Origin of the sequence: Labrenzia sp. OB1, from assembly GCF_001624695.1 — a bacterium.
GTDB lineage: Bacteria > Pseudomonadota > Alphaproteobacteria > Rhizobiales > Stappiaceae > Roseibium.
In genome coordinates this window covers 34,664-48,367 of record NZ_JSEP01000020.1, presented here as the reverse complement: position 1 = coordinate 48,367, position 13,704 = coordinate 34,664, and the positions used below count along the sequence as shown (strand labels likewise).

Annotated in this window: 13 protein-coding genes; 5 read left to right on the top strand and 8 right to left on the bottom strand. The window is 58.9% G+C overall.

Translation table 11 applies throughout. The features are described from left to right. Positions 1-2: 2 nt before the first annotated feature. Complete coding sequence (locus OA90_RS21785) at positions 3-599, bottom strand: nitroreductase (RefSeq protein WP_068417481.1); 597 nt, start codon at positions 597-599, stop codon at positions 3-5. A gap of 323 nt (positions 600-922) precedes the next feature. On the opposite strand from OA90_RS21785, the gene OA90_RS21780 reads away from it, so the two are divergent. Beyond that, on the top strand, positions 923-2,026 hold the full coding sequence (locus tag OA90_RS21780) for a hypothetical protein (RefSeq protein ID WP_208986246.1): 1,104 nt from the start codon (positions 923-925) through the stop codon (positions 2,024-2,026). Positions 2,027-2,073: 47 nt separating this feature from the next. Here the strand turns inward: OA90_RS21780 and OA90_RS21775 are convergent, their stop codons facing one another. The 5 genes from OA90_RS21775 to OA90_RS21750 form a co-directional block, all read right to left on the bottom strand. Then, positions 2,074-2,922: a lysophospholipid acyltransferase family protein gene (locus OA90_RS21775; protein ID WP_068417477.1), complete on the bottom strand. Its 849-nt coding sequence runs from the start codon at positions 2,920-2,922 to the stop codon at positions 2,074-2,076. 180 nt (positions 2,923-3,102) lie between these two features. Continuing rightward, entirely contained in the window at positions 3,103-5,073 is a 1,971-nt protein-coding gene (gene thrS / locus OA90_RS21770; RefSeq protein WP_068417474.1) for a threonine--tRNA ligase, read from the bottom strand. Between the two features lie 421 nt (positions 5,074-5,494). Then, positions 5,495-7,279, bottom strand: a complete 1,785-nt coding sequence (locus OA90_RS21760; protein WP_068417467.1) for a radical SAM protein — start codon at positions 7,277-7,279, stop codon at positions 5,495-5,497. 99 nt (positions 7,280-7,378) lie between these two features. Next, the gene (gene yidD / locus OA90_RS21755) at positions 7,379-7,729 is read right to left on the bottom strand and encodes a membrane protein insertion efficiency factor YidD (protein ID WP_068417465.1); all 351 of its coding nucleotides are present in this window, start codon (positions 7,727-7,729) and stop codon (positions 7,379-7,381) included. 27 nt (positions 7,730-7,756) lie between these two features. Continuing rightward, positions 7,757-8,209 (bottom strand): iron-sulfur cluster assembly scaffold protein, encoded by a 453-nt coding sequence (locus OA90_RS21750; RefSeq protein WP_068417597.1) that lies wholly within the window; start codon positions 8,207-8,209, stop codon positions 7,757-7,759. Between the two features lie 298 nt (positions 8,210-8,507). On the opposite strand from OA90_RS21750, the gene folE reads away from it, so the two are divergent. Continuing rightward, positions 8,508-9,143 carry a GTP cyclohydrolase I FolE gene (gene folE, locus OA90_RS21745; RefSeq protein WP_068417463.1) on the top strand — a complete coding sequence of 212 codons (636 nt, stop codon included), beginning with the start codon at positions 8,508-8,510 and terminating at the stop codon, positions 9,141-9,143. Positions 9,144-9,190: 47 nt separating this feature from the next. Then, positions 9,191-9,646, top strand: coding sequence for a phosphoribosyl-AMP cyclohydrolase (gene hisI / locus OA90_RS21740; protein ID WP_068417460.1), 456 nt, complete (start codon positions 9,191-9,193; stop codon positions 9,644-9,646). Positions 9,647-9,719: 73 nt separating this feature from the next. Here the strand turns inward: hisI and OA90_RS21735 are convergent, their stop codons facing one another. Both OA90_RS21735 and OA90_RS21730 read right to left on the bottom strand, forming a co-directional pair. Beyond that, positions 9,720-10,151 (bottom strand): CBS domain-containing protein, encoded by a 432-nt coding sequence (locus OA90_RS21735; protein ID WP_068417457.1) that lies wholly within the window; start codon positions 10,149-10,151, stop codon positions 9,720-9,722. Between the two features lie 100 nt (positions 10,152-10,251). Continuing rightward, positions 10,252-11,037: a rhomboid family intramembrane serine protease gene (locus tag OA90_RS21730; protein WP_068417454.1), complete on the bottom strand. Its 786-nt coding sequence runs from the start codon at positions 11,035-11,037 to the stop codon at positions 10,252-10,254. A 625-nt stretch (positions 11,038-11,662) separates the two neighbouring features. Between OA90_RS21730 and OA90_RS21725 the strand changes: the two genes are divergently transcribed. Both OA90_RS21725 and OA90_RS21720 read left to right on the top strand, forming a co-directional pair. Then, positions 11,663-12,307 (top strand): PAS domain-containing protein, encoded by a 645-nt coding sequence (locus OA90_RS21725; RefSeq protein WP_068417448.1) that lies wholly within the window; start codon positions 11,663-11,665, stop codon positions 12,305-12,307. Positions 12,308-12,625: 318 nt separating this feature from the next. Next, on the top strand, positions 12,626-13,261 hold the full coding sequence (locus tag OA90_RS21720; RefSeq protein ID WP_068417444.1) for a PilZ domain-containing protein: 636 nt from the start codon (positions 12,626-12,628) through the stop codon (positions 13,259-13,261). The last annotated feature ends 443 nt before the right edge of the window (positions 13,262-13,704 follow it).

The following is a 13,704-nucleotide window of genomic DNA, read 5'->3' as shown; positions in this document are numbered from 1 at the left end:
GGCTACTGAGACTCCGTCCAGTTGGTGATCAAATCCGAAAGTTCCGGGCGTGGACGCTCGAAAGGCGGCTGGGTCGGCGTGCCGATCTGAACGAACCCGGCGAACCTCTCACCATCGCGGGCGCCGAGATACCGGGCGGCCTCCTCGTCGAGGCAGTACCATTCGCTCAGCCATTGCGACACGAAACCCGACGCGGCTGCAGCCGTCACCAGGTTCATGCACACAGCCCCCGCCGAGAGTTGCTGCTCCCAAACAGGTATCTTCGGGTGTTCGGCGGCCGTGCTCAGGACACCGACCACAAGCGGCGCTCTGGTGAAACGGGTGAGTTCCTTTTCGAGCTGGTCCTTACCGAGCGGACCGTTCCTGCGCTTGCACAGCTCTGCGAGCCAGACACCGATACGCTCCCCCTGCTCCGGCCGGTACAGCACGAAGCGCCAGGGCGTCAGCTTGCCGTGATCGGGCACGCGCGCGGCGATGGTCAGGATGTCCTTGATCTGCCCGTCGTCAGGTCCCGGCCCGGTCATGGTGACCGAAGGATGGGAGCGCCGTTTTCTCAGGAACTCAAGGGTCTCGGGAGAACCGGTTTGAAAGCTCGCCATGAAGGTATCCTGTCCAGATAGTCGCGTTTGAAACCAACCCCCTATTAGATTGACCATATTTGTCAACTTCTACCGGCGACACGACGGGAGGTTTGGGGTCCTTGCACACGTTGCTTCGTTCAACTGCGGCAACAGACGTTTGGGGCGCCGGGATTGGCGGCACGCTTTCCATAAAGGCAGGAATATAGGTCATATTCCGCGGCGACTGGCCGTTATCCTCACGCGGTCTTGAATTTGCCCGATTTTCGGTCCCAATAAGGAAAAAGGGCTTTCGACTCAAAAGACGGGTTTTTCTGTCGGATAAAAATGATAATGAAGTGGGCATGTTGAACGCAGGATTTGTCTCGGGCTGGTTGGGTCTCTCACGTCACATGATCAGAAGTGTGTCGCTTCCGTTGGTGCTGTTTGCTTGCCTGCTGTCGGCCAGCGGTCTGACTGCACACGCGCAATCCCTGCCGACGCCTCTTCCGCCTGCGGCCAAGCCCGATCCGAACGCCCCCTCCACGTCCCGCGAGGAGCCGATCATCAATCTGCTCGACCGGGAGCCGGAACCGCTCTTTTCCGACACGTTGGTCCCCTATGCGCCCGCACGCTCCGCAACGACGGGCATCGCCGAGGGTCTGGACCAGGGTGCCCTCTATCTGATGGCGAAACTCACGCCGGACAGTACGCCTTTGAATGACGGCCTGATCTGGCGCATCTACTCAGAGACCACGAATACCGACGGCCGGCTTCAACTGGTTGCGACCTCCCAGGGCGGCGACGCGGAATTTCGTCTCGATCCAGGTACCTATCTCGTCCATACCGCCTACGGTTTCGCCCAGGCGACAAACCGGATCGTCATCGGCAAGGAAGTCCAGTCGAAGATGCTGACCCTCAATGCAGGCGGCATCAAGTTCGGCGCGGCCCTCAAGGATGGCGAAGATCTCGACGACCGGATCGTCTCCTTCGACGTTTTCGGCAGGGAATTTGACGAGCGCGGCGAGCGCGACCTGATCGCCAGCAATGTCAAACCGGGCTCCATCGTCCGGCTTTCCGCCGACACCTATCATGTCGTCAGCCGCTATGGCGACGTGAACGCAGTGATACGCGCCGATATTCAGGTGCTCCCGGGCAAGCTCACCGAAGCGACCATATTCCACAAGGCCGCGGACATTACCCTGAAGCTGGTCAACGAACGCGGCGGAGAAGCCATCGCCAACACCACCTGGTCCGTGCTGAGCCCCGGAGGCGACATCGTGGTGGAAGCCACTGGTGCCTTCCCGGACTTCGTGCTGGCGGAGGGAGAATACGAAGCGATCGCCCGCAACAACGGCCGCACATACCTGCACACCTTTGAAGTCTCTCCCGGAGAAGACCGCGAAGTGGAAGTGGTCACCAGCATGGCCGAACTGGCAGGTCAGCAGGACACAGTGTCGAGCAACTGACCTCCGCCGCGCAAATGCGCGCCGCCATGACATCTGTTCCGATTGCCTTACAGGCGCCGCCCGAGCACACGGTCTGCCTTTTTCGCCGGTTCCATTTCCATGACCTGTGTTTGCAGGAAATCCATGATTTCCTTCTGGTCCGCGAAGCCGGAAAGGGTTTCGAACGGTATGGGTTGCCCGGCGCGGGCGGTTATCACCGATCCGATGATGCGGCGGAACTCACGCACAAGCAGCGACAGGCGCAGGGTGAGCGAATATCTGCTCACCAGATGGAACAGCCAGGAGTTCTGGCCATCAAAATAAAGCGGCAGAACGGTGGCTCTGGAGGACCGGATCATCTTGGCCGTGAAGGTCTTCCACGGCAGCTCCTGCGCCCGGCCGAAGGGCTTGGCTGCGGTCGCGACCCCACCCCCTGGAAACACGATGATCGTCGTGCCTTCCTTTAGAAGGCGAAGAGCCTCCTTGCGGGTCTGCATATTGGTTTTCAAGGCTTCCTTGGTTTCCTCGAAATCCACGGGAAGAGAAAACGGCCGGACCTCCGGAACCTTGAGAAGTTCGTTGTTGATCAGAATCTTGAACGGTCGGTCCAGTTTCTCGGCCAGCGCCAGGATCGCCAGACCATCGCCTATTCCATAGGGATGGTTGGCGATAAGAACCAGCGGACCTTCCGGCAGGTTCTGCGGTGGCCAATCGCCGTCGGCGACGGACACATTCAGATTGATCAGCCCGAGAAGATCGTTCCAGATATATTCCGACGTGCCGACCATGGTGTCTTTCCAGACATCATAGACATCGACAAGCTGCCGGCGGCCCGAAAGACCTTCGATCGCCCGAATTGTCCAACGCTTGAGCGGAGGCTGTTCCGGATTGGCATAGCTGAATTCGGTGTGGCGCACGGCGGTCGTCTTGAACCTGATCTTGCTCTGGTAAATTTGGAACCCATTACCAGACACAGTGTATCATGAATATGACGGCCGAACATCGAAGATCGGCCTGCCTTCATCCGAAGTCGGAATGCCCTCGTCAAAGGGCATTCCGCGAGCTGCATGTTTTACCGCGAACCGTTAAAAGGACGCCTATCTCAGATCCGGCGGCAGAGCTTCCTCGGCAAAGGCCGCCAACGCTTCGTCGAGCCCCATGGAAGTCTGGTCCTTGGACCCCAGACGGCGGACATTCACCGTCCGCTCTTCCGCCTCGCGCATGCCGCAGACGACAATTGCGGGCACTTTGGCGAGCGAGTGTTCGCGAACCTTGTAGTTGATCTTCTCGTTGCGGAAATCGGTTTCCACCTTCAGGCCCCTGGCCTTCAGAAGATCTGCGACTTCCTGACCGTAGGCATCGGCCTCGGAGGTGATGGTCGCCACGACGACCTGCAACGGTGCGAACCATAGCGGGAAATGACCGGCATAGTTCTCGATCAGGATACCGAGAAACCGCTCCATGGAGCCGCAGATCGCCCGGTGGATCATCACCGGCGTCTTCTTCTCGCCGTCGCTGTCCACATAGAAAGCGCCGAAGCGCTCCGGCAGGTTGAAATCGACCTGGGTCGTTCCGCACTGCCATTCGCGGCCGATTGCGTCCCGAAGCGTATATTCGAATTTCGGTCCGTAGAAAGCGCCCTCGCCCGGCAGAATATCGGTTTTCACCCGGCCTTCCGACTGCGCCTCGATCTGCTTGAGAACCGCGCCCATCACCTCTTCGGCATGGTCCCACATCTCGTCGGTGCCGACACGCTTTTCCGGGCGGGTCGACAGTTTGACGACGATCTCGTCGAAACCGAAATCCTTGTAGACCGAGAGGATCAGGTCATTGATCTTGAGGCACTCGTCCGCCAGTTGCTCCTCGGTGCAGAACACATGCGCATCGTCCTGAGTGAAGCCGCGCACACGCATCAGCCCGTGCAACGCGCCTGAAGGCTCGTAGCGGTGGACAACGCCGAACTCGGCCAGACGCAGAGGCAGGTCACGGTAGCTCTTGAGGCCGTGCTTGAAGATCTGTACATGCCCCGGGCAGTTCATCGGCTTCAGCGCGAAGACACGTGTGTCCTCCGCCTCCGGGTCGGCGGACTGCACGGAGAACATGTTCTCCTTGTACCAGCCCCAGTGACCGGAAGTTTCCCAAAGCGAGGTGTGCAGGATCTGCGGCGCGTTCACTTCCTTGTAGGTATCCTTCAGGACACGCCGCTTGTAGGCGATGAGCGTCTGGAACATATCCCAGCCGTTCGGATGCCAGAAGACGACGCCGGGTCCCTCTTCCTGAAAGTGGAAGAGATCCATTTCCCGGCCGAGCTTGCGGTGGTCGCGCTTTTCAGCCTCCTCCAGCATATGAAGATAGGCCTTCAATTCCTTCTCGTTATGCCAGGCCGTCGCATAGATGCGCGTCAGCATCTCGTTGTCGGAATCGCCGCGCCAATAGGCGCCGGCAACTTTCATCAGCTTGAAGGCGTCGCCGATCTGCCGGGTGGAAACCATATGCGGGCCACGGCACAGGTCAAGCCACTGGCCCTGCTTGTAGATCTTGAGTTCCTGATCTTCGGGGATCGCGTCGACAAGTTCAACCTTGTAGGCCTCGCCCTTGGCGGCGAAGAAGCGCTTGGCTTCTTCGCGGGACCAGATTTCCTTGGTGAACTGCGCGCCACGCGCGATGATCTCGCGCATCTTCTTTTCGATAACCGGCAGCTCTTCAGGCGTGAAGGGCCAGTCGTCGCCGCTGTCTGGATGCACGCGCTTGAAATCGTAATAAAAGCCATTCTCGATCACCGGACCGATGGTGACCTGGGTACCCGGCCACAACTCCTGCACCGCTTCGGCCATCACATGGGCAGCATCGTGACGGATAAGTTCCAGCGCGCGCGGGTCGTCGCGGGTGACGATCTCGATCTTGTGGTTGGTACCGATGGGGTCGGTGAGATCTTTCAGCTCCCCGTCCAAGGTCATTGCTACAGCCTTCTTGGCGAGCGACTTGGAGATGCCTTCGGCGACAGCAAGACCGGTAATGCCTGCTTCGTAATCGCGCACGGAATTGTCGGGGAAAGTCAGTTGGATCATCGTTTTTCTCCTGCTCACTCCTGCAGACAAGGCAGGTAAGCTGTTTTGGGTAATGGCAACGGGCCGGGAATACGGGATTCAGGATAATCCGGCAACCTTTTCCGAAGGTTTCCTTATGTTTTATATCCGCGGGCGTTCACCTGACTTCGAGCCGGCGGACAAACAAACGGATGAGCCGCTCCCGGACTATATCCTTTTCGGCAAGATCGCCCGGGGCACGCTCCCGGTTTCCATCCATGATTGGCGACGGCCCGTAACGGTGCCGATGCCGACGTTGTGCCTTCTCCGCAACCTGTCGACAGTCTTTGCCGAATACACCGAACTCACAGGCAATGTTTCGGTTTTCAAGCCTGTAACAGATTTTTTTCAGCGCCATCGCGCGGGGCTGATCAGGGAGCGTTCCTTCTTCCAGAACCTCTTGCTACGAGGCCGCTTTTGCCCGGTCTTTCCCCGCCTTGCTCAAGGCCGCATCGCGGATTTTCTTGGCAACGGCTTCCGTGCCGCCGCGCGTGTCGCGGATCATCGCAAGATCCTCTTCTCCCGTCCCGTCCATGGGCGAGATCGCCAGATCTGTATAGCTGCGCCGGTCCGGCGAGCACTTGACCTTCCTGTAGATCCTGTAGACCCGCCAGGTGGCGGAGGCATAGGCCCAGTGCTTTGCAACGATTTCCAGAAGATAGCGCGCATAGAACACCAGAGGGTTTTCGACCGGCAGCCCGCTGCGCCGGTCCGTGCGGACTTTCAGACGGAAATAGCCGCCCTCAAGCGGATGCACGCCTTCACATTGCACCATCAGCCGGAACCACATCATCAGGAACAGCTTGTTGCCCGGCCGGCCCTTCTTGTGAGCAGCGGCTCTGCGCAGAACCGTCTCGATATGGGCGTCGCAATAGTAACTCTTCCAGGCCTGCCGGTATGCCTCCTCCCAGTCGGCGTCGCTCATCCGGGGATGATGGGCCACCCGGTGATTGAGATCGTACTTGTTGAGATCCGGGTCCATCCAGATCCCTTTCGACAACAGCACCTTGTGGTCTTCCGATCCCGGAAGCGGCGTCAGGTAGAAGAATTCAAGCAGATCGAGCGGCAGTTCCTTCTTGATGATCTCGACATCCCGCAGCACCGATTCCTTCGTGTCGCCGGGAAAGCCGATGATGTAGCCGGCATAGGTGGTCACGCCATGCGCGCGCCATTCCTGCAGCATCTCCCGGTACTCGGTGATCTTGTTCTGGCGCTTTTTGGCGGCCAGCAGATTGTCCGGATTGATGTTCTCCAGACCGATAAAGGCGCGGTTCACCCCGGCCCGCGCCGCCTTCTCGATGAAATTCTCGATGCGGTGGCAGAGCGTATCCACCTGGATGATGAACTTGATGTCGAACCGCTCCTCCTCCCGAAGGGCGATCAGCCGGTCGAACAGCGGCTCCCAGTCTCGGTTGCGGGCGAAATTGTCATCGGTGATGAAGAACCGGTTGATGCCCTGGGCATAATTGTCCCGGATGATCTGTTCCAGATCGTCAGCCGAGCGAAACCGGCTCTTGCCCCCCTGAACATTGATGATGGTGCAGAAGGAACACTGAAACGGACAGCCCCGGCCGAGATCGAAACTGGAGTGGGACCCGGCTGTGAAGCGGATATGTTTAAGCGGCAGGATCGGCGTCGGCTCTCCCTGAAGCGACGGCAGATCCGCCATGAAATTGTAGAGCGGCTGCAGATCGTCGGCGAAGGCATCGCGGAAAACCTGATCCAGTCGTCGTTCTTCCGCCTCCCCGGCAAACAGGCTGACGCCCTCTTCCTGCAGGCGGAGCATTTCTTCCGGCATCTCCTCCAGCATGGAGATACAGCCGGAGACATGAAACCCGCCAACGGCGACCTGCAGACCTTCCTTCAGGAATTTGCGGGCGAGATCCTGAGCCCGTGGAAACTGGTTCGATTGAACCCCGACAAGAGCGATCAGGGCCTTGCCACCCCGCCTGCGGATTTCCTTCGCGATCTTTTGCGGCCGCACCCGCTTGTTGGTTTCGTCATAGGTTTCGAGATGAATCCGGACGTTTTTCCCCAACGCGTGGCGGTCCTTTGCGGCTTGCGCCAGGCCGTTCAGGCTTGCAAGCGTGTTGGAGGGAATGGCCGAGCGCAGCCACTGGATCGGATAGCCGTCATCATCATAATGCGTCGGCTTGATCATCACGAAATGGAAGTCGCAAGCGTCCATGTGCCGTTCCGCTCTCCCGTTGATGGAAAGAGCGTCGCACTCACCTTCCTTAACGTCAACTGATTTGCGGCAAAGACGGATACAAGCTTAACGGGCAGATCAGTCCAGCCGATGTTCCTCGGGAATGTGTCCACCGCTCCAGCGGCCGTATCGCCAGGGCATCCACCAATGCGCGTCTTCAGGCAAGGCCTCCGGCACGGGATCAAACCCCGAAGCCCCCCACGGATTGCATCGGAGAATCCGCGCCAGTCCGATCCAGCCCCCGGTCCAGAAGCCGAACCTGCGGATGGCCAGCTCGGTATAATCCGAGCAGGTCGGCGCGTAACGGCAGCCCCTCCCCATGAAAAGCGACAGGGAATGGCGGTAGATCCAGATCAGCCAGATCGCGCCCCGTCCCGCGATGGAGAGTGGCCTGTCAGGGACGGTAGCGGTTTTCGGGGAGGGACACATGCTTTAGCAAAGCGGGCCGCGTTGGCGTCAGGCCGCGGCGCCTCCTTCTTTCTGTTTCGCCTCGATCTGATCGAGCGCATCCACGACAGCTTCAAACGTCAGAAGGGTTGAAGCGTGGCGGGCCTTGTATTCTCTCACCGGCTCAAGAAATTTAAGGTCGGCGAACCGTCCGGCCGGCGGCTTTCCACCTTCCTTCAGCATCGCCCGCATGGTGTCGCGCACCTCGCGCAGTTCCTCTGCCCTCGCCCCGACGACATTTTGCGCCATGATGGAAGACGAGGCCTGACCGAGCGCGCAGGCCTTCACGTCATGCGCAAAATCCGTCACCACACCGTCCTTCAGGCAAAGATCGACGACAACAGTCGAACCGCAGAGCTTGGAATGCGCTTTCGCGCTCGCGTCCGGATGCTCCAGACGGCCGATCCGCGGAATATTTCCGGCAAATTCCAGTATCCTGGCGTTGTAGATATCGTCGAGCATACTCGCCTCTTCGTGAATGCCTGTGATACGCGACACATTGATGGCGCACATCTTTCATATATATAGATCAGACGCCACGGCAATTTCGCAAGGGGCTGAGTGGTCGCAGCCGGTGATTGCATGAGACGCAGACGCGCTTGCAACCGGCCCGCGCCGCCCGCAGACTGTGAGTTGGTCTTTGGACGGAGTATGATAGGGCTGGTTGCCTGAAAACCCGATCTTTAGGATTGGGCGTCATGATCCGTGCACCAACGAGCGCCGTATGACGAGTGACAAAAGTAATATTGCGAGGATTTCCATGGACGCCGTCCTCAAGCCGGTTGCCAAACCGTTTGAACGCAAGACCCCCGACGAATTGCAACGTCCGAGCCGGGAAGAGGCGGAGGCCGCCGTGCGCACGATCCTTGCCTGGACGGGCGACGATCCGGACCGCGAGGGCCTTGTCGATACGCCCAAGCGGGTCGTCAAGGCACTGAGCCAGCTCTACAGCGGGTATTTCGAGGATCCGGCGGAACACCTGTCCCGGACTTTCGAGGATGTCGGCGGCTACAAGGATATCGTGCTGGTGCGCGGTATTCCGTTTCATTCGCACTGCGAGCATCACATGCTGCCCTTCATCGGAGAGGCGCATATCGCCTATTACCCGGCGGATGGGGTCGTGGGACTGTCGAAGCTCGCCCGCGTTGTCGACATCTTCGCCAAGCGCCTCCAGACTCAGGAAAACTTGACGGCGCAGGTGGCATCGGTCATTGACGACGCGCTGGCGCCGCGCGGCCTGGCCGTGATGCTGGAAGCAGAGCATCAGTGCATGACCATGCGTGGCGTTCAGAAACCGGGGGTCTCCACGATCACCACCCAATTCACCGGCGTTTTCCAGGACGAACCGGCCGAACAGGCCAAATTCATGACCCTGGTGCGCGGCAAGGGCGTCTAAGTTACCCGCCCCTGCCGATCTATTCTTCTGGCAAGGGCTTTTCCCGAATGTGTCAAATTGAATTTGCCGAGCGCGGCGACAAGAAGGCGGTCGAGGACGGCACCCTTCTGATGCCGAAGTATGATGCAGACGGCCTGATCGCAGCAGTTGTCACCGATGTCGCGACGGGTGAAGTGCTGATGGTCGGCTACATGAATGCCGAGGCCCTGAAGCGCACCGTCGAAACCGGAGAGGCCTGGTACTGGAGCCGCTCCCGGCAGGAATTCTGGAAAAAAGGCGAGACCTCCGGACAAGTCCAGAGCGTCCATGAAATCCTGACCGATTGCGACCAGGATGCGCTGGTGCTCAAGGTTTCCGTCGCCGGGAACGGCGCCACATGTCATGTCGGCTACAGGTCGTGTTTCTATCGCAAGATCGTCAAACCGGAAACCGGCCCCCTGCGCCTGGAAAAGGTCGCCGTGGACAAGGTCTATGATCCGAAAGACGTCTACGGAAAAAGCTGATCGAAGCCCGTCAAAGGACTGAAAAAGGCAGGCAGAGACCGGTCTCGCAGACCGGCCTCTTCCTGACCTGCTGTCAGGCCATGGTGATGTAGCTGCGCATCTGTTCGGCTTCGAGCTCGACCTGCGCGATCTTGAATTTGACCACATCGCCGATGGAGATCACACCGGTAAGCTTGCCGTCCTTGACCACCGGCATATGCCGGAACCGGCCCTGGGTCATGCGTGCCATCACCTCGTTGACACTGTTTTCTTCCGTGCAGGTCATGACATCCTTCGTCATGACGTTGGAAACGGGAAGCTTGAGCGCCGAGTCGCCCTGCGTTCCCACGACACGCACGATATCGCGCTCGGACACAATGCCCTCGATCGCCTCTTTGCCGTCGAAAACAACGACGGCACCGATCTTGTACTTCGCCAGGGTTTCACAAACTTCGCTCAACAACACTTCACTGCGCACAGTGATCGTGTCATGGCCTTTTCCACTCAAGATTGCGGCAACGGTCATTTTTGCATCTCTCCCATGGCATCAACCGGCCCGTATCGAACGGGGGACGCATATCATTGCAAAAAAAACCGGTTACGCAAACCGTTGAGGCGACGAGCGGCTAATTTTGACGTTGCGGAACCGGGTCCAGCAGGGGAAAGAGCGCCAGGCCGGCGATGAATCCGCCGATGTGCGCCTGCCATGCGACGCTGGCCGGTTGCCCGGCAACCGGACCGCTCATGATGCCGAAGAAAAGGTTCAGCCCGAACCATACCGCAACGAACACCAGCACCTGCCGATTCTGAAAACACTCGGCCAGCGGCTGGGCAGGAACGTAATAGGCAGCCTGATCGGACCGGCGGAAAGCCCCGAGCGGACCGCCAAGTTCGAAAACAAACCGGATTGCCGCCGCCATCTGGCCGGATACCGCCGCCGAGGCACCGATCATCGGTGCGGTTTCGCCCCAGTTGGTCGCCAGATGCGCGGCGGCCCCACCGATCGAACACAGGGCAGAAAAGACAAGAAACCGCATCGCACCGAACCGGCGCGCGACTGCGCTGCCGAAGATCGCCATCCAGAGCAGATTGAAAATGATATGCATAGCGCCGCCATGTAGCAGGCTGTAGGAGACGCTGCTCCAGATGCTGGACGCCATATCGAGCGGGGTCAAACCCCAGAACGCGGCATATTTGGCCGGCCAGAAGGCAAACAGGTAGACGATCCAGTTGTCCCAGCTCTGCGGCAGGGCATAAGCGCGCAGCACATGGATTGCGATCATCGCTCCTCCGAGCCAGATGATGACGTCAGGAAGATTGAACACAGGCGGCGCGGACGGCGGGCGAGGTCCCGTTTCCTTTGCGGCCTGTTCACGCCGGGCGCGCTCCTCATCGAATTTGTAGACGTTCATGAACCCTGTGCCTTTGACTGTTTTGTCTTCCAGACCAACCTGCTTTCACATCCCCTCATATGACAGCAGAAAGGTTGACCGCTTCTGAAGCGCCGATGGACATTTTATCTCCGTCCGGCCGAATGCGCGATGCGCCTCGCCTGCAGACAGGAATGGGCATCAGACGCGTCATAATCAACCTTCCTCGGCACAAGAGAAAAAACGAAGCGCCGGCCACCAGATCGATGACCAGCGCTTCGCCCTGCCCCCCATGAAACGGTCGCGTCCCCACACGTCCGGCTCAGGTAAGTCGTTCACGGGTTTTCCGGCGTCTGTTTTTCCCGGAGAGCCTTATGCGGCCATTTCTTCCGGTTCGCAGCCTGAAAAACGGCGGCTTCCTCCCACCCGCAACTGATCGTGAACAGAACCTTAAGCTGTCAGTAACCGCAGCCCGAAACAAGCTTTACCGGATTTTAACCTTAATAAATCGGCCCGAACTCAGGAAAAACCTAAACCCGCCGACTTGGCATGCCGCCTGCTTAGCATCACTCAGAAACGAACAGGGAAGAACATTCGTCCCGTTTTGAAACAGGCAGTGTCTTGAGACGAAACACCGGACGAAAGATTGGCGAAGAGGCGAAACAAGATGAAACACGGCGTAACGCAAACTCTTTATTCCTATTGGGACAATCTGCGCGGCGCGCGCCCCGCCCCCAATCGCAGCGAAGTCGATCCGGGCGAAATTCGCGGCCTTCTGGGGGACACATTCATTCTTGAGGTAAACAGTCCGCAGGATGTCCGTTATCGCCTCGCCGGAACCCGCCTGTGCTCCGCACACTGCCGGGAGCTGAAGGGCCGCAATTTTCTGCGCGGCTGGAGCACCAAGGACCGGGAAGCCCTTGAAAGCCTGATCGCCGCCATCACCGAAGATGCCGCTGCGGCGGTCATCGGGGTAAACGGTCAGGCGGAACGCGGCCAGGTCCTGCAGATGGAAATGCTGCTGGTACCGCTCAACGTACCCGGCGAAGGACGCATCCGCATTCTGGGAAGCTGCACGCCGATGGAAAAGCCTTACTGGATCGGACTGCATCCGATCCTCAACCAGTCCATTAGCAGCTTGCGCCTGGTCTGGCCCGACGAACGGCCGTATTTCATGGAAGAACGGTCGACCATCAATCCGATACTTCCGCGCTTCACCGCGGAAGGTATGACCATGCCACCGCCGACGCTCCCCCGGGGAGCCGAAAAGAAAGTCGGACATCTGACTGTGTATTCCGGCGGCAAGTCGTAACGCCGGCGACAAACCACTGCCGCGCTGCTGGTTCGAACGATCCGAACCGGCAGTGCCGGAACTGAACGACAGGCATGCAAAGGTTGCGCTCCGAAAAATTTCAATTTTTATTCGTTATTGCAACCGTTCCTTCTGCCTTCCTTTCAATTTACTCCCAGAATGAAAAAATTATGCCCCCGCAGCCTGGACCTGAGCGGCACGGGGCCTAATCTCTTACACATCGTTAACCTCAACTGCCTACAGTACTTGATGGAAATACCGGGAATCCTTTCCCGGCCGGAGGCAGTGCGGATCCCGCACGGTATTGGATAAACAGGCATGGGCGCCGGAGTGGCAACAGAACCAGAGGGAAGCAGAACGCTTCAAGCCGCTGATCGCCGGCGGCATCAACGGGTTCAGGTCAACATTCTGGGCCGGTTCATGCTTGAGGACCGCCGCGAGTATCCCTGCCAGGTAATCGACATGTCTCCCGGCGGAATGGCGATGATCACGCCTGTAACAGGCCGCGTCGGCGAACGCGTGATTGCCTATCTCGACCATCTGAGCCGTGTGGAAGGGCGTATCTCCCGCCTGATCGATGGCGGCTTTGCCGTTGAACTGCGGAACACGGCGCGCAAGCGTGACAAGATCGCCAATGTCCTGACCTGGCTCGCCAACAGGGACGAGCTCAATCTTCCCGAAGACCGCCGTCACGATCGCTTCGTGCCGAAGAACCCGATGACCAGAATGATCCTGCCGGACGGTTCGGAGCACATGGTCCGGATTGTTGACGTTTCCCTGTCCGGAGCTGCAATCGCGACGGAAATCATGCCGCACATGGGCGACGCGATCACCCTTGGCAAGATGCGTGCGCGAGTCGTCCGGCCTATCGAAGGCGGCATCGCGGTGGAGTTTGCCGCGGTTCAGAACCGTAACATTCTGGAACAGCATATCTCGTCTTCCGGCGACAATTGATGACTGCCGCTCGATCTTGGCGTCTCACCCACCTTTAGGGTACGGACCCTGGAGACCGCCGCGTTAAATTGAATTCATGAAATCGCCCGAACGCAATTGCTCTGCAAACGCCGCCTCGGTGTCTTCCCGCAACCATGAATCCGCTTAAGCGCAATACACTTTGGATAGCGGGTTTGTTTGCCCCGCGCGCCCTCCTGTCCCTGTTGCAGCGTTCCGCCCGAACCGCCTCTTCACGCCTTGTGATGCGGTCCTCCTCGAAATTTTGCCGGGTTGGACCTTTTTTTTTCAGGCCAGCCCTAAAAATCTTTTGCGGCTTCAAGGCCGCGAAATGGACCTGCAATGCGTGGGGAACGGCAAGTTATGCGTCCTCGATCCCAGGTCAGTTTCCGCCCCGGAAACAGGACACCTCAAATATTTCAGGCACTTGTGGAGGATATGTCCAA

Coding starts and splice junctions, on each gene's coding strand:
- OA90_RS21785 (WP_068417481.1), bottom strand. CDS start 599: ATGGCGAGCTTTCAAACCGGTTCTCCCGAGACCCTTGAGTTCCTGAGA.
- OA90_RS21780 (WP_208986246.1), top strand. CDS start 923: ATGTTGAACGCAGGATTTGTCTCGGGCTGGTTGGGTCTCTCACGTCAC.
- thrS (WP_068417474.1), bottom strand. CDS start 5,073: ATGATCCAACTGACTTTCCCCGACAATTCCGTGCGCGATTACGAAGCA.
- OA90_RS21760 (WP_068417467.1), bottom strand. CDS start 7,279: ATGGACGCTTGCGACTTCCATTTCGTGATGATCAAGCCGACGCATTAT.
- yidD (WP_068417465.1), bottom strand. CDS start 7,729: ATGTGTCCCTCCCCGAAAACCGCTACCGTCCCTGACAGGCCACTCTCC.
- OA90_RS21750 (WP_068417597.1), bottom strand. CDS start 8,209: ATGCTCGACGATATCTACAACGCCAGGATACTGGAATTTGCCGGAAAT.
- folE (WP_068417463.1), top strand. CDS start 8,508: ATGGACGCCGTCCTCAAGCCGGTTGCCAAACCGTTTGAACGCAAGACC.
- hisI (WP_068417460.1), top strand. CDS start 9,191: ATGTGTCAAATTGAATTTGCCGAGCGCGGCGACAAGAAGGCGGTCGAG.
- OA90_RS21735 (WP_068417457.1), bottom strand. CDS start 10,151: ATGACCGTTGCCGCAATCTTGAGTGGAAAAGGCCATGACACGATCACT.
- OA90_RS21730 (WP_068417454.1), bottom strand. CDS start 11,037: ATGAACGTCTACAAATTCGATGAGGAGCGCGCCCGGCGTGAACAGGCC.
- OA90_RS21725 (WP_068417448.1), top strand. CDS start 11,663: ATGAAACACGGCGTAACGCAAACTCTTTATTCCTATTGGGACAATCTG.
- OA90_RS21720 (WP_068417444.1), top strand. CDS start 12,626: ATGGGCGCCGGAGTGGCAACAGAACCAGAGGGAAGCAGAACGCTTCAA.